17 protein-coding genes and 2 pseudogenes are annotated in these 20985 nt (G+C 69.1%); 8 read left to right on the top strand and 11 right to left on the bottom strand.

Going from position 1 to position 20985, the window contains the following annotated elements:
• The first annotated feature begins 45 nt into the window (after positions 1 to 45).
• The gene (locus tag ACZ4Z4_RS35600; protein WP_468337030.1) at positions 46 to 1722 is read left to right on the top strand and encodes an ABC transporter family substrate-binding protein; all 1677 of its coding nucleotides are present in this window, start codon (positions 46 to 48) and stop codon (positions 1720 to 1722) included.
• A gap of 42 nt (positions 1723 to 1764) precedes the next feature.
• Here the strand turns inward: ACZ4Z4_RS35600 and ACZ4Z4_RS35595 are convergent, their stop codons facing one another.
• The gene (locus ACZ4Z4_RS35595) at positions 1765 to 2892 is read right to left on the bottom strand and encodes a hypothetical protein (RefSeq protein WP_468337027.1); all 1128 of its coding nucleotides are present in this window, start codon (positions 2890 to 2892) and stop codon (positions 1765 to 1767) included.
• Between the two features lie 128 nt (positions 2893 to 3020).
• Here ACZ4Z4_RS35595 and ACZ4Z4_RS35590 point away from each other — a divergent pair, with 128 nt between their 5' ends.
• From ACZ4Z4_RS35590 to ACZ4Z4_RS35580, 3 genes are read left to right on the top strand one after another with little or no spacing between them, the layout of a single operon-like run.
• On the top strand, positions 3021 to 5264 hold the full coding sequence (locus tag ACZ4Z4_RS35590; protein ID WP_468337024.1) for a TIR domain-containing protein: 2244 nt from the start codon (positions 3021 to 3023) through the stop codon (positions 5262 to 5264).
• On the top strand, positions 5261 to 5599 hold the full coding sequence (locus tag ACZ4Z4_RS35585; RefSeq protein ID WP_468337021.1) for a RyR domain-containing protein: 339 nt from the start codon (positions 5261 to 5263) through the stop codon (positions 5597 to 5599). The genes ACZ4Z4_RS35590 and ACZ4Z4_RS35585 overlap by 4 nt, the downstream gene beginning before the upstream one ends.
• Positions 5596 to 6645, top strand: coding sequence for a sulfotransferase (locus ACZ4Z4_RS35580; protein WP_468337018.1), 1050 nt, complete (start codon positions 5596 to 5598; stop codon positions 6643 to 6645). The genes ACZ4Z4_RS35585 and ACZ4Z4_RS35580 overlap by 4 nt, the downstream gene beginning before the upstream one ends.
• Before the next feature lie 46 nt (positions 6646 to 6691).
• Here ACZ4Z4_RS35580 and ACZ4Z4_RS35575 read toward each other — a convergent pair whose 3' ends face one another.
• Positions 6692 to 8437, bottom strand: a complete 1746-nt coding sequence (locus tag ACZ4Z4_RS35575; RefSeq protein ID WP_468337015.1) for an FAD-binding oxidoreductase — start codon at positions 8435 to 8437, stop codon at positions 6692 to 6694.
• Between the two features lie 345 nt (positions 8438 to 8782).
• Here ACZ4Z4_RS35575 and ACZ4Z4_RS35570 point away from each other — a divergent pair, with 345 nt between their 5' ends.
• Positions 8783 to 9226 (top strand): nuclear transport factor 2 family protein, encoded by a 444-nt coding sequence (locus ACZ4Z4_RS35570; protein WP_468337012.1) that lies wholly within the window; start codon positions 8783 to 8785, stop codon positions 9224 to 9226.
• A gap of 50 nt (positions 9227 to 9276) precedes the next feature.
• Here ACZ4Z4_RS35570 and ACZ4Z4_RS35565 read toward each other — a convergent pair whose 3' ends face one another.
• From ACZ4Z4_RS35565 to ACZ4Z4_RS35530, 8 genes are all read right to left on the bottom strand, one after another.
• Positions 9277 to 10551, bottom strand: coding sequence for an MFS transporter (locus tag ACZ4Z4_RS35565; protein WP_468337009.1), 1275 nt, complete (start codon positions 10549 to 10551; stop codon positions 9277 to 9279).
• A gap of 105 nt (positions 10552 to 10656) precedes the next feature.
• On the bottom strand, positions 10657 to 11187 hold the full coding sequence (locus tag ACZ4Z4_RS35560) for a carboxymuconolactone decarboxylase family protein (protein WP_468337006.1): 531 nt from the start codon (positions 11185 to 11187) through the stop codon (positions 10657 to 10659).
• A gap of 38 nt (positions 11188 to 11225) precedes the next feature.
• On the bottom strand, positions 11226 to 12005 hold the full coding sequence (locus ACZ4Z4_RS35555; protein WP_468337003.1) for a hypothetical protein: 780 nt from the start codon (positions 12003 to 12005) through the stop codon (positions 11226 to 11228).
• Positions 12006 to 12136: 131 nt separating this feature from the next.
• Positions 12137 to 13414, bottom strand: a complete 1278-nt coding sequence (locus tag ACZ4Z4_RS35550) for a cysteate synthase (protein WP_468337000.1) — start codon at positions 13412 to 13414, stop codon at positions 12137 to 12139.
• Positions 13411 to 14019 (bottom strand): cysteine dioxygenase family protein, encoded by a 609-nt coding sequence (locus ACZ4Z4_RS35545; RefSeq protein WP_468336997.1) that lies wholly within the window; start codon positions 14017 to 14019, stop codon positions 13411 to 13413. Before ACZ4Z4_RS35545 ends, ACZ4Z4_RS35550 begins: the two co-directional genes overlap by 4 nt.
• 61 nt (positions 14020 to 14080) lie before the next feature.
• Positions 14081 to 15013: a RimK family alpha-L-glutamate ligase gene (locus ACZ4Z4_RS35540; RefSeq protein ID WP_468336994.1), complete on the bottom strand. Its 933-nt coding sequence runs from the start codon at positions 15011 to 15013 to the stop codon at positions 14081 to 14083.
• Positions 15014 to 15299: 286 nt separating this feature from the next.
• A complete protein-coding gene (locus ACZ4Z4_RS35535) occupies positions 15300 to 16931 on the bottom strand; it encodes a M4 family metallopeptidase (protein WP_468336992.1) in 1632 nt (543 codons plus the stop codon).
• Positions 16932 to 17334: 403 nt separating this feature from the next.
• Entirely contained in the window at positions 17335 to 18198 is an 864-nt protein-coding gene (locus tag ACZ4Z4_RS35530; RefSeq protein WP_468336990.1) for a calcium-binding protein, read from the bottom strand.
• Between the two features lie 328 nt (positions 18199 to 18526).
• On the opposite strand from ACZ4Z4_RS35530, the gene ACZ4Z4_RS35525 reads away from it, so the two are divergent.
• The 3 genes and pseudogenes from ACZ4Z4_RS35525 to ACZ4Z4_RS35515 all read left to right on the top strand — a co-directional run bounded on the left by ACZ4Z4_RS35525 (position 18527) and on the right by ACZ4Z4_RS35515 (position 20277).
• The gene (locus tag ACZ4Z4_RS35525; RefSeq protein WP_468336987.1) at positions 18527 to 19258 is read left to right on the top strand and encodes a S1 family peptidase; all 732 of its coding nucleotides are present in this window, start codon (positions 18527 to 18529) and stop codon (positions 19256 to 19258) included.
• Between the two features lie 43 nt (positions 19259 to 19301).
• Positions 19302 to 19721: pseudogene (locus tag ACZ4Z4_RS35520) on the top strand (mycothiol transferase); the annotation flags it as partial.
• 58 nt (positions 19722 to 19779) lie between these two features.
• Positions 19780 to 20277, top strand: a pseudogene (locus ACZ4Z4_RS35515) (pyridoxamine 5'-phosphate oxidase family protein).
• Here ACZ4Z4_RS35515 and ACZ4Z4_RS35510 read toward each other — a convergent pair.
• On the bottom strand, positions 20253 to 20948 hold the full coding sequence (locus ACZ4Z4_RS35510; protein ID WP_468337196.1) for a L,D-transpeptidase family protein: 696 nt from the start codon (positions 20946 to 20948) through the stop codon (positions 20253 to 20255). The pseudogene ACZ4Z4_RS35515 and the gene ACZ4Z4_RS35510 overlap by 25 nt on opposite strands.
• Positions 20949 to 20985 lie beyond the last annotated feature (37 nt).

Genomic DNA, 20985 nt, shown 5'->3' with positions numbered 1-20985 from the left:
CCATCCCCCACCCACTCTCAACTCTCAACTCAAGGACGCCTTTCCATGCGCGCAAGACTGGCCCTGTCCGTCGCCCTCATAGCAGCCATCTCCGTCACCGCCACCGCGTGCCAGTCCTCGTCCGGGCCCGACGCGGCAGGCGGGAAGGGCACCCCGTCCGCCGCGTCGGGGGTCGCCGACTACAACCCGACGGCGTACGACAGGCTCAAGGACGGCGGGACCTACACGACGGCGGGGACGTTCGACGAGCAGGGCAACCCGTTCAACGTCAACAGCACTCTGACGGCGTCCCGGGTGTGGTCCTGGTACAACGCGAACGCGATCACCTTCTCGCCGACCGGTGAAGTGCGGTACAACCCGGACTACATCAGCGATGTGAAGGTGTCCGTGAAGGGCGGCAACCAGAAGGTCGTCCTGACGATCAACAAGAAGGCCACCTTCAACGACGGAACTCCGATCGACTGGACCGCGATCCAGGCCACCTGGAAGGCCAACAACGGTTCCGACAAGGACTACGCGGCCTCGACCACGGACGGCTACGACCAGATCACCGAGGTCGCGCGGGGCAAGGACGACAAGCAGGCCGTCATCACCTTCAAGGGCGTCAACGCCTCCTGGCCGAGCCTGTTCTCCACGTTCCTGCACCCGAAGGCCGCGAAGGTCGACAATTTCAACAAGGCGTACGTGAAGAAGGCGCACCCCGAGTGGGGCGCGGGCCCGTACACCGTCGGTAAGTGGGACACCCACTCGGGCAACATCACCTTCGTACGCAACCCGAAGTGGTGGGGCAGGAAGGGCAAGCTCGACAAGCGCGTCTACGTGAACCTGGAGTCGACCTCGGCGGTCAACGCCTTCAAGAACGGCCAGCTCGACTATGTCTCCGCGGTCGACGCCGAGAGCCTGAAGCAGGTGAAGGGCGTCAAGGGCACCGAGATCCGCAGCGGCGGCAGCCCGTTCGTGTACTCGCTCTACTTCAACACCAAGTCCTCGGTCCTCGGGGAGAGGGCGGTGCGCAAGGCGATCCAGGAGAGCATCGACCGTAGCCAGATCGCGAGGATCCAGTTCCAGGGCCTCGACTACAAGGAGCCGCTGCCCGGCTCCGGCCTGCTCTACAGCTTCCAGAAGGGGTACGAGGACAACGTCTCGGCCGTTCTCAAGTACGGGCCCGACCGGGCGAAGAAGGACCTCGACGCGGCGGGCTGGAAGCCCGGCGGCGACGGGATACGGGAGAAGGGCGGCAAGAAGCTGGAGGTCGGTTACACGCTGCTGGGCGACGACCCGCTGGACAAGGCCACCGCCGGCGCCCTCACCGCGATGCTGAAGCCGGTCGGTGTACGCCTCACCGTCAAGAAGGCCGACGACGCGGACTTCTCCAGCATCCTCAGCGAACGGAAGTTCGACCTGTTCCTCTCGGGCAACCGCTCCATGGACCCGTACGGGGCCCGCTACCTGTGCGAGATGTACTGCTCCGACCGCGACTCCAACCTCACGGGGGCCGGGTCTCCGGCGCTCGACAAGGAGATCCGCGCCACGTCGGACATCGCCGACCCTGCCAAGCAGGCAGCGGCCGCGAACAAGGTCGAGCAGAAGGCCTTCAAGGACTACGCCCGGCTTCCGATGTTCAGCGGCCCGTCGACGTACAGCGTCAGGAAGGGCCTGGCGAACGTGGGGGCGACCATCTTCCACAACCCACTGCCGGAGACGGTGGGCTGGGAGAAGTAGGCCTCCCGCGGGCGGACGGGTCCGCTCACTCCCGCGCTCCGCTTACTCCCGCACTCCGGGCGCCCCCGGCCCGGGCGGTGCCGCCGTCCCCGGCGCCATCGGGTCCGGGGGCGGCGGGGCCGGCGGGCCCACCGCCCCCTCGCGGAGGCGTTCGAAGACGAGGTCGAAGGTGAAGCCCGCCGTGAAGCCGAGCGGGATGGTGAAGAACAGCAGACGGCGCACGTCGAGGGCGTCGAGGAGCGTGGGCACGCTGAGAAGCTGGGAGGCGAAGTACAGCATGACCGAGACCAGGCCCGCGCCCAGCCCCCGCACCGACGCCCGGCCCCACCGCCCGTCGCCCTCGAACGAATTCCGGATGATGGCGCCCGCCGCCGCGGCCACCAGCGGGGCGCCCACCAGGACCACCAGGTCCTGCACGCGAGCCGGGCGCGGCGGACTGGCCGTCACCAGACCGGTCAGCGCCGTCATCAGGCAGACGGCTGCCGCGGCCATCCCGGTCGACGCTCGCCGTGTCGCCGCGCGCTGCTCGCTCTCGGCCTCCGCGAGGCGCCGCAGCTTCCGCTCGCGCTGGCGTTGCAGGCAGGCGACGAGCCGGGCGGCGGAGTCCGAGGACCAGTTGTCGCCCATGAGGCGGATGTCGGCGTCGTCCGCGTCGTTGCGCACCCGGTCGAAGTTGACCCACACCTGGCCCGCCCCGCCGCCGAAGGCCGCGACCGGGACCAGCGGCAGCCGCTGCGACAGGGCGACGATCCCCGCCACCCTGGTGGACTGCCCCCCGCCCATCAGCAGGACCCCGTCACACACCAAGAGCGTGCGGTAGAAGGCGACTTCCCACTCGCCGCTGGTGTCCCGCAGGATCTCCACCCGCACGTGCGCGCGCGGCGAAAGACCGAAGTCCACGTCACGGTGGCGCGGCGGGTACGCGGCCACCCGGCCCGGCAGCGCCTCGGTGCAGGCGTCCGCGTACCCGCGTACGACGTCGGTCTCGATGTACTCCGGGCTGCTGGAGAAGACCGCGACATCGCATCCCGCGCGGGCGAGCTCCGCGCCCAGCCGGCGGCAGGCCTCGGGCGCGAGGTGTGCCGCGACGAGCGGGTGGGCGAACGTACGGCCCGGGTCCACGCTGCCGATCACAGCGATGAGCGGACGCGGCGCGTGCGACGAAGGCATGCTCCAGTCTAGCCACGCGGGGTCGTGGGGAACCGTACGGCGGCAGGGCGCGTGAGCGGTTCACGAGCGTCCTCGACCCCCGTGCGCCCATGGTGTACTCCGCGCCGGAAACGGGGAGGGAAAGGAACATGTCCGGCAGTAGCCGCATCAGTCAACAGGCCCGTATCCCGGCCTATTTCAGCCACAGCTACTGGGCAGAGGACCGGGAGCTGAACGAATACTTCTGGGATGTCTTCTGGGACGAGGGCTTCACGTTCGCCGTCGACCCGAAGACCAATCCGCTGTCCCCCACCCACCTCGAACTGCTGATGCGGCAGAGCGCCTGCCTGGTGGGGGTGGTGACCCGTCGCGAGGAGGAACGACGGTACCGGGCCTCGCCGTTCATGGTCCACGAGCACGACCTGGCCCTTCAGGCGAGGAAGCCGCGCCTGGTCTTCATGGAGAACGGCGTCTCGGCCGGCTTCTTCCCGGTCGCCGACGAGCAGCGCATCGTCTTCAACCGGCGCCGTCTGCCGGACCCGGACGAACTGCGGCCCGCCATCGCGCGGTTGGCCGCACGCAGTGGACCGGAGGGCCATACGGCCAAGGGGCTGATCGGCACGGTCGGGCTGATCCTGCCGGACGATCCGGCGTACCGCGCCGCCCTGCCGCACATCCGCGAATCGATCGCCCTCGCGGGATACGCGTCACGGGAGATCCCGCTGGACTTCCAGGACGTGTTCGAGTTCCTGCTCGCGGTCGACGCCTGCGACTTCGTCATCCTCGACGTGGCCTCGCCCCGCGCCGCGGAGTGGGTCTTCCCCCTGCTGCACGGCCGGTTCGTCCCCACGCTCAAGCTCATCCACGAGCCGCCGGACGGGAGTTACGTGCCCCGTCCGTCGCCGCTGCTGAGCGGCGCCGCCCTGCGGGCCGTCGAGCAGGCCGACCGCATCGCCGTGTACTGGAGCCACCCCGAGCAGCTCGAGGGCCGGCTCCAGGAACTGGTGGACCGCTTCTACCGGCCGCGCCTCGAATTCGAGACGTACGAGGAGGGCCTCGGCTACTTCCGCAGCCTGGGCCGCGCCGAAGGCAGCGTCTTCCTCAGCAACGCCTTCGAGGACAACGCCCTCGCGCAGCAGGTGTGCCGCGCCTTCGAACTGCACAACCTCCCCTACTTCCACTATCTGCGCCGCAACTCCATCGAGCTCGGCGCGGACTGGCACAGCCAGCTGTCGGCGAACGTCGCGGCGTGCCGCGTCTTCGTCCCGTTGATCAGCCAGCGCTACTGGGACAGCAAGTACTGCCGGGAGGAGTACCGCATCGCCGAACGGCTGCGTGCGGATGGCCAGTTGGTGATCCTGCCGTACTTTCTGGAGGCCGGGGTCGCCGGGCAGGTCAGCTTCCAGGGGCGGTCCGTCGATCTGCTGAGCCGCGACGAGCAGGTCTCCGTCATCGGCCGGGACGTCGACCGCGAGTTCGTCGAGCGCCGCAGGCTCCGGGAGCGTCTGGATCCCGGGCGCTCCGTGGCGCCGGGCGGTGCCGTGGCCGGGCGGCACGCCGACATCGCCGTCATCAGCCTCCTGCCCGAGGCGCATCAGGCGGTGCGCCGGCATGTGGAGACCGTCGGTGCGCGTGTGGAGGATGTGCGGCGCGGCGCCGGTCGCACCTGGCTGCGGGCCGGGGTCGAGGCGGTCGGCCGCAGTACCGCGTACGAACTGGTGCTGACCGAGCCCTGGGGCGGCCCGGACGGCGTGGGGGCCGCGTTCGCCGCCACGATCGAGGAGTGGCGGCCGGCGGCGGTGGTCTTCGTCGGTGTCTGCTGCGGGCTCGCGGCGAATCTGGCGCCGGGCGATGTCGTGATCTCCAGCCGCGTCCACGGCTACACCCTCGACGAGCTCGACCAGACCTGTGTGCCGCGCACCGACCGCAGCCACCTGGCCCACGAGGGGATCATGGCCCTGGGTGAGAGCATGCACCTCAACCACGCCTCCTGGGCGGCGAGCATCTACGAACAGGCGCCCGCCGTGCCGCTTCGGGAGGGCGGGCCCGGCATCCTCGTCGGCGCCGTCGCCTCGGGCGGCGCCCCTGTCGGCGGCAGTGCGGACCCGGCGCTGCGCCCGCTGCTCGCCACCTGGCCCGAGCTGGCCGCGGTGGAGCTCGACGGCTCCGACGCGGCGGGGGCCATCACCCAGGTCCGCCGCGCCGGCCGCACCCATGTCCCCGTCTCGCTGGTGTGCGGGGTGGCCGGTACGGCCACAGCCGGTGCGGGGGCCGGTTCGCCCCGTCCGGACCAGGACAAACTGTGGAAGGCGTACGCCTCCGATGCCGCTGCCACGCTGCTCGTCGAAGCGATCCGACGGGCGTGGCCGAGCCCGCCGAGGAGGGCCGGATGAAATTCCGCAGGCGCGACACCCACAGCACTGGAGAGGGGAATTGGGCGCCCCATCCGGCGAAGACCGACGGTGTGGAGGTCCCCGAGAGCCTGCACGCGCTCGTCGAAGTCCTGGCGGAGCACGCGCACGACAACTGGGCGCGGCAGCGCCTGGCGGAGGGCTGGCGGTACGGCCGTCGCCGCAGCGACCGCCGGCGCACCCATCCGCTGCTGGTGCCCTACGCGGATCTGACACACGAGGAGCAGGAGACGGACCGCCTGCTGGCCCTGGAGACGGTCAAACTGATCCTGTTGTACGGCTACACATTCGAAGAACCGGACCCGGACAGGAAGTGACCTTGCGCAGTCTGACCTTCGTCATCGGAACGGGCAGAAGTGGCTCCACCGCGCTGTCGGGCATCCTCAACAGCCACCCCGACGTGCTCAGCCTCAACGAGTACATGGCGTCGATCGGAGACGCCGCCTTCCCGGAGGGCTCCGTGTCGGGAGCGGAGTTCTGGGAGGCCCTGTACCGGCCCACTCCGTACTTCGCGGGCATGATCCGCAGCGGGGTGCTGATGCCGGAATTCCTCTACACCCGCAGGCCGGGCCGGTATGCGGCCGATACCACGGGCATCCCGGCGCTCTCCCTCATGGTGCTGCCCCACCTCACCGACGACCCCGACGGTCTGCTCGACGAGATCCGTGCGGTGGTGCTCGGCTGGCCCGACCGCACCGCCGCGGCACACCATGAGGCGCTCTTCGCGTGGCTCGGCGGACGGTTCGGCCGCTCCCACGTCGTGGAGCGTTCCGGCTACTCGACGGGGTGGGCACCGGGGCTGCGCGCGGCCTTCCCGTACGCGAAGTTCGTGCACCTCTTCCGGGACGGGCCGGACTGCGCCCTGTCCATGAGCCGCCATCCCGGATACCGCGTGATCACCTTGATGCGTGAGATCCGGGAACGGACGGGTGTCGACGATTTCGCCGACCTGACGGCCGAACAGGTGCGGGCCCTGCCGTCGGATCTCGCACCCCTGCTCGGCGATCGCTTCGACCCGGCGCTCGTACGAGACCGTGCCATCCCCCTGCGCCGTTTCGGCACCCTGTGGTCCGAACTCATCACCGACGGGGTCCGGTTCCTCGACGACCTGCCGCACGGCCAGCGCATGGCGCTCGCCTACGAGGATCTCATCGACGCGCCGCGCGAGGAACTCACGCGCCTGGCCGCGTTCGTCGGGGTCGAGCCGTCCCCGCAGTGGCTGGACGGCGCGTGCGCCCGGCTCGACACGGGCCGCCGCGGCTCGGCCGAGAAGCAGCTGACGGCCACCGAACTCGAGGAGCTGAGGAGCAGCTGCGCTCCGGGCACCAGCGCCCTGCGGGAACGGCGGCCGGGCCGGCCGTGACCACCGCTCCCGTGAAGGAGCGGTGGTCACAGGGGCATGTGCCTGATTACGGCAGGCGGACCGACTGGGCGTGCCGGAAGATGTCCTTCGGGTCCCAGGCCGCCTTCGCCTTTTGCAGGCGGGCGTAGTTGCCCTTGTAGTAGAGGCTGTTCCACGCGGTCGACGAGGTGTTCCAGGCGGCGTCGCCGAGGTCCTTGTCGGGGTAGTTCACGTAGCAGCCGTCGTTGATGTCGTTCGGCACCGGAACTCCGCCGGTCTCCGCGTACACGTCCTTGTAGAAGTCGCGGATCCAGGCCAGGTGCCTGGCCTCGTCGGCCGGGTCGGTCCAGTACGTCTGGTACTGGAGCTTGAGCACCGAGTCGCGCTGCGGCACCGCGGTGTCGCCGGGCTTGACGCTGTTGATCCGACCGCCGTACGAGTCGACCTGGAGCAGCGCGTCGCCGTTGCTGTAGTCGGTGCGCGTCAGGTGCTTGTACATCGCCTGGATCTGATGGGCGGAGAAGCCCTTGCGCGCGTACGCCGACTTGTACTTGCCGTACAGCGTGGGGTTGCCGCCGCTGAGGTAGTCGGTGGCGATGTACCACGGCAGCGTGCGCGGCTTGGCGAACTGCGGCATGGCGGCGTGTTCACCGGAGCGCTGGGTCATCGCCCGGCGGGTGACGCCCACGCCCGCGGAGACGGCGGCCAGGTAGTCGTCCAGGAGGGCCTGGGCGTCGGGCACGGTCGCGTCCATCTGCGTGAGCAGGACGATCTCGGACCGCTCGGGGTTGGCGCGCTGGTTCAGCTTCAGCAGGCCGAACAGCGAGTTGTACTTGGAGTCCGGCGCGCTGTTCTGCTCGTGCCAGGTGCCCCAGTTCTGGAGGAGCCGGGTGAAGGACGCCTCGGTCATGTCCTTCCACGGGAAGGCCGTGGCGTGCACGAAGACCTCGGACGGCGGCTTCGGCAGGAGTTTGGAGGGGTCGCTGCCGGTGGCGCCGGGCGTGCGCAGCCAGTAGCGGGTGATCAGGCCGAAGTTGCCGCCACCGCCGCCGGTGTGGGCCCACCACAGGTCCCTGAGCGCGGCGTCGGTGGAGTCGCGGGTCGCGACGACGGCCTTGGCCGTGCCGTTCTTGTCCACCGTGACGACCTCGACGCCGTAGAGGTGGTCGACGGTCAGGCCGTGCAGGCGGGAGAGCAGGCCGTAGCCGCCGCCGGATATGTGGCCGCCGGCGCCGACGGAGGCGCAGGAGCCCGCCGGGAGCGTGACGCCGTACAGCTTGTAGAGCGTCTCGTAGATCTGGAGGTTGGAGGCACCGCCCTCGACCGCGAAGGCGTTCTTGGCGCTGTCGTAGTAGACCTGCGTCATCCCGGACATGTCGATGACGACTTGGACGTCCTTGTTGAAGACGAAGTCCTCGTAGCAGTGGCCGCCACTGCGGACGGTCAGCCGCTTGCCCGCGGCGACCGCGTCCTGGACGGCCCGCACGGCCTGGGCGGTGGTGGTGACCAGGCGGACGTAGTCGGGCTTGGCGACCCAGCGCTGGTTGATGCCGCGCACCAGGTCCGGGAAGCGGGCGTCACCCGGGGCGACGGTGATGTAGTCGGGCGTACCGACGGTGGTCTGCGCGCCGGTGGCGGCGGTGGCCGCGGCCACTCCCCCGGGGCGCGCGGGCGTCTGGGCGGCCGCGGGCGGGGCCGTGGTCAGGGCCGCTCCACCGGCGACCGCGGCGGCGCCGGCGAGAAGGGATCTTCGACCCAACGCTCCGCCCTGGTTCGCCGCACTCGGGTCGGTTGTCTTGTTTGTTCTTCTCATGGACACACTCCTCCAACAGGTCTGGCCGCAAAGGAAGTTGAAGACGCATCGAACGATGATCGATCACGACAGTAGCCCAGTGGGGCTGGGGTGAAGCAATAGCTTCATTGAGAAAACTGTCCGAACTGCCGGTCACGCCATGGTTGGTTGCAACATGTGCAACTATGCGCGCCCGACCGGACGTTCAGTCGCCTCTCAGGACGGGTCCCGGCCGGATCTGCGCCATGCCAGGGGCGGACTCCCTGCGTGCATTACCTCGCAGGTAATCGTCCCGGCGTGCCCGCACGGGCAGGCTTGGCGATCTCTCCGCGTCACGTGACGCGGGTCAGGACGGAAGGGCCAGTCATGTCCATAGCCGCGCCTACGGACACGCGCACCGTGGTGGAGGAGCTGCTGCGCAGAATTGCCGAGGGTGATCCTGAGCGCATCGCCGAGATCTATGCCGAGCAGGGCGATTGGAAGCTCGACTGGCCGGAGGCCGAGCACGGCCGTACTGCCACGCCGTGGATTCGCCACCGGTCCTCCCGGGCCGACGCGGCCGCCCACTATCGCGAGCTTGCCGAGTACCACGTGGCGGAGGAGGTGGCGACCGAGGTCGAGCGCATCCTCGTCGACGGAAACGACGCGGTCGTGCTCGGCGAGATCCGTCAGACCGCCCGGCCCACCGGACGTGCCTACAAGGCGCGGTTCGCTCTGCATCTCACCGTCGAAGACGGCCTCATCACCCGGCACCATGTCTATGAGGACAGCCTCGCCGTCGCCCAGGCTTTCGAGGCCGATCCTCGCTGAGGGGCACCGGAGTGGGCGAGCCGCTGGTGCTGTGCGTGGTAATCCATGATTCACGCGGCCTTGGACAAGGTGGACCGGTCCGGGCTCGGCGAAGGCCGGACGGGTGTCACAGGACTGGCGCCTGTTCCTTCTGCGTCGTGGCGCGGCCACAGGAGGAGCGCGCCGGTCGCTCCTCCTGTGGCGAGGACCGCGAGGACGGACCAGGTGAGGGCGAGGCCGGCGTTCGTCCCGAGCCACCCCGCGACGGGATAGGTGAGCAGCCAGGCCAGGTGCGACAGGGAGAACTGGGCCGCGAACACCTCAGGGATGGCGTTCCGTGCGACGGAGGCGCGCAGGACCTTGCCGGTCGGGGTGATGACCAGCGCCATGCCGATGCCGATCACGGTCCAGATGATCGCCGTACCGGCCCAGGTGGCGAGGCCGGTCGCGATGAGGGTCGTCGCGGCGGCCGTACCGGCGACGAGGACCATGGCGCCGGTCATCATGACGGCGCGGGCGGCGATCCGGTCGAGCACGCGGGGCAGTACGAGAGCGGCCACGAGGGTGCCGGTGCCGGAGGCGGCGAGCATCCAGGCGACGTCCGACTGCGAACCGCCGAGCCCGTCACGGACATGGTTGACGGTGTTGACGACGACGATCGAACCCGCCGCCGCGACCACGAGGTTGAGCGCCATGATGCCGCGCAGCCGTGGCGTCCTGAAGAAGGTCCTGATGCCTGATGCCGCCTTGTCCCAGGCCTTGGTGTGCGTGCTGGGGCGGGCGTCGGGGACGCGCGTCGACAGGACGAGCAGGGCGGAGATCAGGTATCCGGCGGAGGTGCCCAGGAACAGCAGGTCGAAGCTCATGAAAGTGAGGGCGACTGCTGCGAGCACCGGGCTCAGCAGGCTTTCCATGGTGGAGGCGACCTGGGAGGCGGAGAGCGCGCGGGTGTAGTCGGACTCCTCGGTGACGATGTCGGGGATGACGGCCTGGAACGTCGGGGTGAACGCCGCGGAGCCGGCTTGGAGCAGACCGATCAGGACGTAGATGTGCCACACCTCGGTGACCAGTGGCAGCGCCAGGACCACGGCGCCGCGGATCACGTCGAGGAGGACGAGGAGCGTTCTTCTGGGGAGCCGGTCGACGTACGCGGCGGCCAGCGGGGCTATGACCACGTACATGACCATCTTGATGGTCAGTGCGGTGCCGAGGACCAGGCCGGCGCGCGGGCCCGCGAGGTCGTAGGCGAGCAGTCCGAGGGCCACTGTGGTCAGGCCGGTGCCGAACAGGGCGATGACCTGGGCGCCGAACAGGTGGCGGTAGTCGCGGATGGCGAACAGTCGCATGGCGGGTTCCTTCCGTGTCCATGCGGCGGGGCACGGCCCCGGGGCGGCGGCCGTGCCCCGCGCGTACAGGCGGGGGTGTCTTTGCTACGCACGGGGGTGCCTTTGCTACGCATCGGTGTCGCTGTCCGGTGTGAGGCCGGCGAGCAGGTTGAAGGCGCCGGTGAGGACGTTGAGTGCGACGACGCCGACGACGTCGGCTATCGCACGGTCGCTGTGGCCGTGCTCCCGCACCGCGTCGACCTGGTCGTCGGTGATCGATGCCGGCTCGCGGTAGACCTGTAGGGCAAGGGCGACGACCGCCGCGATCGCGGGGTCGGCCGAGGTACCCGCGTGGGCGCGCTCGATCTCCTCCTCGGGCACTCCCAGGGCGCGGGCGGCACTGACGTGCGCTGCGAGGCACAGTCCGCATCCCTGGAGGGCCTGGACGGCGATCGAGATCCGTTCGCTGATGCGGCGGTCGAGTTTGGCGCGCCCCATGGCCCGGCTGAGCTGGAGGTAACCGCCGAGCACGGCTGGCGAGTGCGCCATCGTGGAGACCATGTCCCCGATCCGGCCGTGGCGTGAGACCAGGTCGGCGAGGAGGTCGCGTGAGGCGCCGACCGCCGTATCGGGAGTGAGTCGGGTCAGGCGTGGCATGACGCTCCTTCCGCAATTCCGCACTGTCGACAGGACGGTCAGTGGTGGGCGTGGTGGCTGCCGTACTCGGGGGCGGCTCCCTTGGTGCGCATCGTGAACTCGGCCGTCCGGACGACACCGTCGTGCTGAAAGTCCAGGTAGAGGCGGTAAGTGCCGGCCGAGGGCGCGACCGCCAAGAACGAGATCTCGGGCCCCGGCGCGGTGGTGCCGTCACCCGGTTCGCCCTCCGGGTGTACGTGGAGGTAGCCGAGGTCGCCCACTCGCAGGGCGACCAGGTGCCCGTACGCGGCCAGGTACGGCTGGAGGTCAGTGACGGGGCGGCCGTCGCGACTGACGGTGAGGGTCAGCTCGCTCGCCTCGCCGACCAGGAGTTCACCGTCGAGCACGACGGTGTACTCGCCGATTTGCGTGATCGCGGTGGCCTCGGGGAGCGGCTGCGGGACGTACTGCCCGGCGACCGCGACATCGATGCCCAGCGTCATGCTTCCCTCGTGGCCGACCGGGTGGATGTCGGTGAAGAACCTCCAGTCCCCCGGCTCCAGGGCCAGTTCGGTGCTCCAGGTGCCCTGCTCGTCCCGCACCGGGTGTACGTGCTGGAAGCCGGCTGTGTCGCGCCGGACGGCGATGAAGTGCAGTTCTCGCTCGTGCTCGGGCGCGAACTCGGTCACTGCCTGGCCGTCGGGACCTATCACCCGGAAGGTGACCCGCTGCACGCCTGCGGTGCGGATCGTCGAGTCGAGCTCAAGGGTGTAGCCGTGCGCGGAAACCGACAGCCCGCCGGGCTGAGCTCCGCCGTGACCGGCGTGGTGGGTCTTCATGACATCTCCCCTGTGTGATGTGCCTTGTTGGTGCTGCCCGTTCGGGCCGCTGATCGCCACCATATACCCCCCGGGGGTATATGGGAAGCCGTCGAGAAGGGCAGTCGGCTCATCCAGGAAGAAGGCTGCGCCTAGGCGCGCAGCGACCCCGTTTTCGGCGCACCATCGCCATGGAGAATGTCGATACGCGGATACAGATGCCGCCGGGAGGCCGTTGAAGTTGCGCGTTCTGCCCGGTAACGGCGGCGTCCGCCCCCGGTCACATTCAGCAGCACGCACGCGTCTGTGGGGAGTTGCCGCCGCAGGACGGCCTCACGCAGGCAGGCCAGGGCCACGGCTGCGGGACGTTCGATGTCAATGCCCTCCAGCGCCTCGAAAACCGACGCGGCTTCGTCGGCCTCGCTCGCTCCGGCGACCAGAACGTCCCCATGACTGTGCGTCAGGATGTCGCGGACACCTCCGTGTGCTTCATACGGAGGTGTGTCGTTCACCAGTTCCGGGGCGTAGATGTCCAGCGGCGCCCGCGCACCGGCATCCGCACGCGTGTGGTTCCACCGGTCGTGAAGCGGGGCGTATGCGGCGTTCTGGCAAAGGAGCAGCCGAGGCGAGGCGGCGGCGCCGTCCGTTGACCGGATGATGCGGAGGGCGGCCTCATGGGTGGCGATGGCGCCCGCCCCGCTGCCCACCGCTTGGACGTAATAGTCGGGAAGCCGGCCCATTTCCTCGTACGCCGCCAGAGTCACGGTGCCCAGCCCGTCCCGTCGGCCGACGTTGCGCACACCGCCCTCTTCGTAGAACTCCGGGCCCGCGTCGACGATCCGCCTGCTGTACGCGATGGCTTGGTTGTACGTGGCACCGGCCAGGGCGATGACACGGGCGCCGGGACCCGTCGCGATGCCGCTGACCGTGGGCAGGGCGCTCTCGGGGACGACGAGGACGCTCGGGGTGGGGAGGCCCCGGAAAGCGGAGAGGAACGCCGCGGCGGTATTGCCGGCGGAGGCAAGCACCATGGTCCCGGGGTTCTGCGGGAGCCGCGCGAGCACGCTGTACGCCTCCAGCTCCTTGAACGTACCGCTTTCCATGCGGCATCCGCGTTCGGGCCAGTAGCCGCTGAAAGAGACCCACAGGTCGCTCAGGCCGATGGCCTCGCCGAGCCGTGTGCTGCGATACACGTGGGGCGCGCTCGAGCCGGGTACTTCGCGGCGGGCCGGCAGCCAGAAGCCGTATCTGAAGATGCCCTCGGCGGTGGGCCGCGGCCGGAATCGCTGCGGGCCGTAGTCGGTCCGCAGGAGGGAAGCGTCCGCGCATGCCGGGCACCTCAGGGCGGTACCGTCGTCGCCGAGCCGCAGCCCACATCCCGTACACACGAGTCGGTACGCTTCCGCGCCCTTGGCGGCTCCGGTCGTCATCGAGCGCTCTTCGGCGCGGTCACCGGCGAGGCAGGTGCGCTGCCGCCGATCACATGCTCCGGATAGACCCGACGGACACTGGTGCCGAGGCGGCTGATGTCCGCTCCGTATACATGAATGGAGATGGCCCGGCCCGGCCCGGGGTTGTGCACCCGGTGGATGTCGCCCGGTGGGGTGAAGCCGTTCGCGTGCCCGGTCTCATTGACCGACTGCTCGGTGGCGGCCAGTTGCCGACGGCCGCCGCAGGACACGGCCCGGTAGCGCTGCTCGGTCTCCCGGCCCTCGTAAACACCGCTCACGCACCAGGAGACGTGGTCGTGCACAGGGGTCTGCTGTCCAGGGCGCCACACGAGCGCCACGATGGAAAACAGCCCGTCCGAGTCCACATGCAGCAAGTGCTGCCGGTAGCCGTCGGCGCTCGTCCGGCGCTGGTGCGCTGCCAGCAGCCCCTGGTCGGCCAGGAAGGGCCGCAACCGTTCGCAGATCGCGGCGACTTTGCGCGCGGCGGTGCCTTCTGCGCCGACCGCCTCATGTACGGCTGCCACAAGTGACGCCAGGGGCGTGTCCGCTGCCGCGGAGTCAGGTGAGGATCCCGAACCGATCACTCATGTCACGTTAGACAGCCTGGTGACAGCGCGCCCGTGTTGTTCGACCGAGCGAGGGCCACTACGTACGCTCCCCCGGATGGTCGAGGCGGCGCGCGATGCAGCGGACGATCGCAGGGACCACCGTCGTCATGTCCGGCCGCCATCCGGGCACCGCGTTGACCTCACAGATCACGTCCGCTGCCGCGGAGGAGAACATGAGGTCCACACCGGCGACGGCGAGCCCCATGGCCCGGGCGGCCTCGACGGCCAGGGACTCCGCCTCCGGGAAGCGCCCGGGGCACACCGTGGCCGTGCCGCCACGGGCGAGGTTGGAGGCAAGAGCGCCGTTGGCCGAGGTGCGCACCTCCGCGGACACGGGTTCGCCGTCGACCACGATCACCCGCAGATCGCGGCCGTGCGACGTCTTCACGTACTCCTGGAAAAGAGCCGGCACGTCCTGTGCGAGAGCGCCGACCATGTCACGCAGCAGATGCCCGTCCGGGGCGAGGAAGACCCGTCGGCCTTTGTAGCCGTTCACGAACTTGACCACGCACGGCGTATCGAGGCCGCGCGAGCGCACCACGCCCTCAAGTGGCGCGGTCGCGTAGGAGAGGGTATCGGGGATCGGCAGCCCGGCCAGGGCCAGCTCCTGCATCTGCCAGACCTTGTTGCGGCACCTCATGTGCGCTTCGAGGGGGTTGACGAGGACGGCTCCCATGCGCTCCAGGTGACGCAGCAGAGAGACCTCACGGTCGTAGTGCATCGTGCCCGGTAGCTGGCGTACACAGACCACTTTCGGGACGGGTACGTCAGCGCCGCCCAGCGTGCGCAGGAACAGCCGTCCGTCCTGGACACCGAGAACGAATTCGTCGGTATGCCAGACGGCGAACCGCTCACCGTAGACCGCCCTGAGCGCGTCCGCGAGTTCGTTGGTCGGGCGCACGAGAGGGGCCGGATGCTGGCGCACCAGCAACCACACGTCGGCACCTGTGGGCAGCACGTCAGATGACACGCGCTTTCACCTTTCGTCCGCGAGGTCGCTCACGCCTGGCCTGCGCCGCCCCATGTACCGCTCAGCTCGCCCGCCCCAGGTTGCACGTGTGTTGATTGTAGGTACGCCTCCGCCGCTGTAGGTACGGCTCCGCCGCGGTGGTCTTCACCCTCCCCGAGGTGGACCGCCCCGAGCAACAGAGCCTGGTCACTCCTTCGGGTGCAACACCCACACACATCGTGCAGCAACGACACCGACAGGGGCGGCGCCCAAAACGGACGCCGCCCCTTTCTTGGTCGGCCGGGAGTTACTTGACGTTGACGCCGGTCCAGGCGGCGGCCACGCGCTTGTACTCCGTGGAGTTCGCGCCGTACAGGTCCTTCGCGGCGCGCAGCGTGCCCTTACGGGCCGCCTTGTAGTTGGTGGTCGACGTGAAGTACGTCGTCAGGGCCTTGTACCAGATCTTCTCGGCCTTGGCGCGGCCGATGCCGAGGACCTTGGAGCCGTCGGCGGTCGGCGAGTTGTAGTTGACGCCGTTGATCCGCTTCTTGCCGCTGCCCTCGGAGAGCAGGTAGAAGAAGTGGTTGGCGATGCCCGACGAGTAGTGGACGTCGACGTTGCCGGCGTTGGCGCTCCACTTGTCCAGGGAGCCGCCGTCCTTGCTCGGCTTGTCCATGTACCGCAGCGGAGTGCCGTTGCCGTTGATGTCGATCTTCTCGCCGATGAGGTAGTCACCGACGTCCTTGGGGTTCTTGGCCTTGAACTCCACGGCGGTGGCGAAGATGTCGGAGGTGGCTTCGTTGAGGCCGCCGGACTCGCCGCTGTACTCCATGTTGCCGGTCGCCGAGGTGACACCGTGCGTCATCTCGTGGGCCGCGACGTCGATCGAGGTGAGGGGCTTCTTGTTCCCCTCGCCGTCGCCGTACGTCATGCAGAAGCAGCTGTCGTCCCAGAAGGCGTTGACGAAGTTGTTGCCGAAGTGGACGCGCGACGTCGCGCCCTTGCCGTCGCCGTTGATGCCCTTGCGGCCGTGGACCGACTTGTAGTAGTCCCAGGTCAGCTGGGCGCCGTAGGCGGCGTCGACGGCCGCGGTCTGCGCGCTCGACGGCTTGCCGTTGCCCCAGACGTCGTTGGCGTCCTTGAAGAGCTTGCCCGAACCGCTCTCCGCGTGCTTCAGGTCGTAGGTGCGGTGGTTGCCGCGCGCCTTGTCGGTCAGCTCGTAGCCGCTCGCGACCTTCTTCGAGCCGACCGTGACCTTGCCGCTGTACTGGCTGTTGCCCTTGCCGTTCTCGATGGCCTGGTACTGGTACAGCTTCTTGCCGGTCGCCGCGTCGGTAATGACGTGGAGCCGGCTGGGCGTGCCGTCCTTCTGCACGCCGGTGACGACGGTTTCGTACGCGAGGACGGGCTTGCCGGAGGCGGCCCAGATCACCTTGCGCGGCGACTGCGCATCGGCATCCGCGGTCTTCGCCTTCGCGGCGGTCGACTCGGCGGACCTGGCGACGGAGGACTTGCCGAGCTTCGCGTCCGTCGAGGCGACCTTCACGGTGGCCTCGGTCGCCTTGGTGACGCTCTCCACCTTGCCGCTCTTGGCGGTGTGCACGACGAGGTCGCCGCCGAGGACGGGCAGGCCGTCGTAGGTGCGCTCGTAGCGGGTGTGGGTGGTGCCGTCGGCGTCCTTGACGACGTCGCGGACGACCAGCTTCTCCTTGGCGCCCAGGCCGATTCTGTCGGCGGTCGCCGATCTGTCGGCGTTCGCGTCCTGGAGGAGGTCCGCGCGCGCCGACGCCGACAGGGCGACGGGAGAGCCCGACGGCTCGGTGTCGTTGTCCGGCTGGGCGGAGGCGCCGGTGGTCAGTCCGGCGGTGAGCAGCGCTCCGGCGGCAACGGCGGTGGCGATCGTGAGCGTCGAACGCTTACGGGATATGTGAGAGGTCACGCGGGCTCCATCTGTGGGGACCCGGGAGGCAGGAACGACCCCCCGGAGTAGAAAAAGACGCGATGCGGGCGTGCAGCGAGTTGCCGTACGTGCAGCGTGTTGCGTGGAAGCGTGTCATTCGAGCCAGGTACATGTCAGCATTTGGGCTGGATGTTGGCTGAATATGGTCCGTTGAGCGATGGTCGACATACGCAATGCGAACAGGTCGTGAACGCGGGCGGCGTCGACAACGCGTGCGCCGCCCCGGGGAGTTGGGATCCGGGGCGGCGGCGTGTCTGGGTGAGGGCGGATCCTTCGCGCGAGGCGAGGTTTACGAAAAGGTGACCTTCTGGCTACTGATGCAGCCCGCGCCCGAGACAGAAAGGGACGAAGTGGCCGGAAGCCCCTGCTCGGTGGGGGTGGTTCAGTCCTGGTGGAGTTCGTTGCGGCCCGGCCCGCCGGACAGCGTGTCCGTGCCCGTGCCGCCCCACAGGACGTCGTCGCCGCTGTTGCCCCACAGCGTGTCGTTGCCCGCCTCGCCGTACAGCTTGTCGTTGCCCTTGCCGCCGTAGAGGACGTCGGCACCGCCCTTGCCGCGCAGGACGTCGTTGCCGTCCTCGCCGTGCAGCGTGTTCTCCTCGCCGGTGCCGGTCAGGGAGTCGTTGCCGGGACCGCCGAAGCAGTCCTGGCTGCAACGGGTGAGGGTGTCGTTCCCCGCGTCGCCCCACGGGCCCATGCCCATCGGACCGCCGCCGCCGTCGAGGCGGTCGTCGCCGTCGCCGCCGTGCAGGAGCGCGGACGCCGACGCCGTGATGACATCGTTGCCCTTGCCTCCGTAGACCCCGGCCCAGGCATGGCTGTCCGGTTCGAGGGTCGCGGTGTCGTTCATGTCGCCGAGGTCGATGTCGTAGCTGTCGGAGTCGTCCGAGTTCTCCGGGATCTTGACCGCGCATCGCACGGCGGTGCGGTCGCCCTCCTCGGGGTACACACACTCGTCCCACTCCGCCGCCTCGGCGGAGATGGCGATGTCGTACTGGTCGTGGAAGGTGAGGACGTAGTACGAGTCGTGGTCGCCGCGGGTGTCGATCTCTTCGTCGACCGTCACCTTGTTCTCCTGACCGGGCGCCGCCTTGTACCAGAGCTCGCCGTCCGCGACGACGACGGAGGCCGGGGCCGGGGCCGGAACGGCGGACGGGGCAGCGGCTTGGACGGTCGACGCCGTTAAGGCGGCCGTACCGAGCGTCAGGGCAAGGGTGGCGGTGGCTGCGATGGTCCGGTGAATGCGCATACGGAAGTGGCCTTTCAGCATGTTCGTGTGCGGTGGTGCTTCTGGTCACCCGGTTAGACAGGAGGCCCTAGAAGGGAGTTGCCCGGCGCCTCGTGAACAGCGGTGGACAGTGTGGTGACCGGTACGTGGACGACGCCGCCGCGAGGACCGGCCAGAGCACCACCGGCAGGTCGGCAGGAGCAGTTCTGGAACGAGGAGCTGGACGGCTCTTTCAGCTTTTCTGATCTCGCAGGCCTCGCGCGGAACGCTTCTGCTCAACAGGCTCTCTCACTACCTGTACGGCTGTACCACTTCGGCCGTACCCCTGTGAGAGGAGTTGTTCCGCACAATGCGTCGCTTTCGTGTACTGCTGCTGACCGCCTTGGTGTTGGTCGCGGGCTCGGTGCTGTCGTCCCCTCCGGCCTTCGCCGTCATCGGCGGAGCGAAGAGCACGTACGGTCCGTGGGCGGTACGCATGCTCGTTGACGGTGAACCGGCGTGCACCGGGACCGCGGTCGCCCGCCAGTGGATCCTCACCGCCTCGCACTGCTTCTACCAGCAGGCGCAGCCGGTCGCCGACAAGCGGATCTCGTTCCGGGTGGGCAATCTCGACATGCGGAGGGGCACCACGGTCCGCCCCCTCCGCGGCAAGCGCGTGGGCAGCGCGCACGCCGACATGATGCTCGTCAAGGTTCCGCCGATGAACATCCCCACGGCACGCCTGGCCACGGTCGGTGCCAAACGCGGCCAGGCCGTGCGGGTGTACGGGTGGGGCGCCACCTGCACCACGGACGAGAGCGCCTGCCAGTCCCCCGTCCTCAAGCAGTCGAACCTGAAGGTCGTCCGGCACAACGACCCACTGTGCGCGGGCCACACCCCGCCGGGCGGCCCCGACTTCTGCATGAAGAAGGTGTCCGGCATCCCCGCCGGCGGCGACTCCGGAGGCCCGGTGATGACCGTCGGCCCGCGCGGCACGGAAACCCTCCTCGGCGTCTTCAACGGCTCCGACCGTGAGAAGGGCGCCCAGGCCGGGGAGGTGTCCCAGCAACTCTCCTGGATCCGCTCGGTCATTCGCCGCTAGCGCGGCGCGTGACGCGGCGCCGGCATGACACCGGCGCCGCGTCGAGGTCTTCGGCCAGCCGTTCCCCGAGCCGCTGCCCCGATGGGACGACATCACCGAGCGCGGCACCGACATGTGGGCCACCGAGTACGAGACGCGCGAGGAGATCATCGGCCGCTACCGCCGGGTTGGGGAGCACTCCGACGCGACGATCACCAGTCTCGCCATCGACTCCCCCGGCCACGTGCCCTGGTGGCCCCGCCCCGACGTGCAGCTGTTCAACATCCTGGTCCACATGCTCACCGAGACCAGCCGGCATGCCGGGCACGCCGACATCCTGCGTGAACAGCTCGACGGCGCGACAGGGACAGCAGCCGAATACGCGGCCCAGCAAGGCGACGCAGTCTTCTGGGAAGCCCACCGAGCGACGATCGAGCGAGCCGCCAGAGCCGCCGAGGCCACAACAGCCGGCGTCGAAGGCTGACTGCCGCTGTGGTCCTAGGTCGTCGGACGGTGGGCAAGAGGCGCGGTGGCGTCACAGGATGGGTGGCGTGACTTCTCGTAGCAGCTTCGACGTGGACACGTTCTTGCAGCGGCCGCTCACCGCTCGCTTGGCGACCGACGGGCCCACCGTGCGCCCGGTCTGGTTCCTGTGGGAGGACGGCGCGTTCTGGGTGCTGACGGGCCCGTGGACCCGCTTGTTCGACCGGGTGAAGAACGACCCCGACGTCGCGCTCGTCGTGGACGAGTGCGACCTCGCGACGGGGCGCGTTTAGCAGGTGATCGCCCGGGGACGGGCCGAGCTGGTGCCGTTCGACGTGCCGAGGGGCCGGCGTAAGCTGGCCCGCTATCTGGGGGCGGACGAGGCTCTGTGGGACTCACGGTTCGTGAGCTATCTGTACGACGATCCGAGTGAGCGAGGCACGACGTGGCTGCGTCTGGTGCCCGCCTCGCTCACCGCCCAAGACCTCAGCTATGCCGTCGCTCCGCCCCGAGACCGATCGGCTGCCATGGATCAGGTGCCCGGCTTGCGGCCGTAGACGAAGACGTCGTCGCCCTTGCGCAGCATGTTCCAGTACTTCACGGCGTCCTTCTTCGTCATGTTGACGCAGCCGTGGGAGCCGGGCGGCGACCAGACGCTGATACCGACCGAGTGGAATGCCTGGCCGCCGTCGAAGAACTGGCTGTAGGGCATCGGCACGTGGTAGATGCTCGACACGTGGTCGATGTTGCGCCAGTAGACCTTCTTCAGGCCCGTGCGGGTCTCGTGGCCGTTGCGGCCGGTGCGCACCGGGACCGGGCCGTACTTGAGGTTCTTGCCGTCCTGGATCCAGCTGAGCTGGAGGGTGAGGTCGACACAGGCGATGCGCCCCTTGTTGGTCGGGCACTTGCCCGCCTTGTTGGGGTTGTCGCCCACCGCCTTCTGCTTGTTCATGAGATTCATGACGCCCCAGGTGACGCTGCCCGCGTACCCGGCGTTCGGGCTGATCTTGTGCTTGGTCTGGAAGGCCTTGATGGCCTTGCAGTCGGCCGGCGACTGCTTGCCGTCCACCGGGCGGCCGAGGAACTTCTCGACCTGCTTCTGGTACGGCCCGGTCTGCGTCGAGCACGATGCGGCCTGAGCGCTACCGGTGCCCACCGCCATCGTGAGCGGGGCCACCAGCATGGTGATCCCCAGTGCCACGGCGCCTGATCTGCGTATGTCCCCCACTGCTGCCCACTCCTCGTTTGTCATGCGTCACTCGTCC

Source organism: Streptomyces sp. NPDC030245 (genome assembly GCF_055572995.1).
This window is presented reverse-complemented; position numbering and strand designations above follow the sequence as displayed.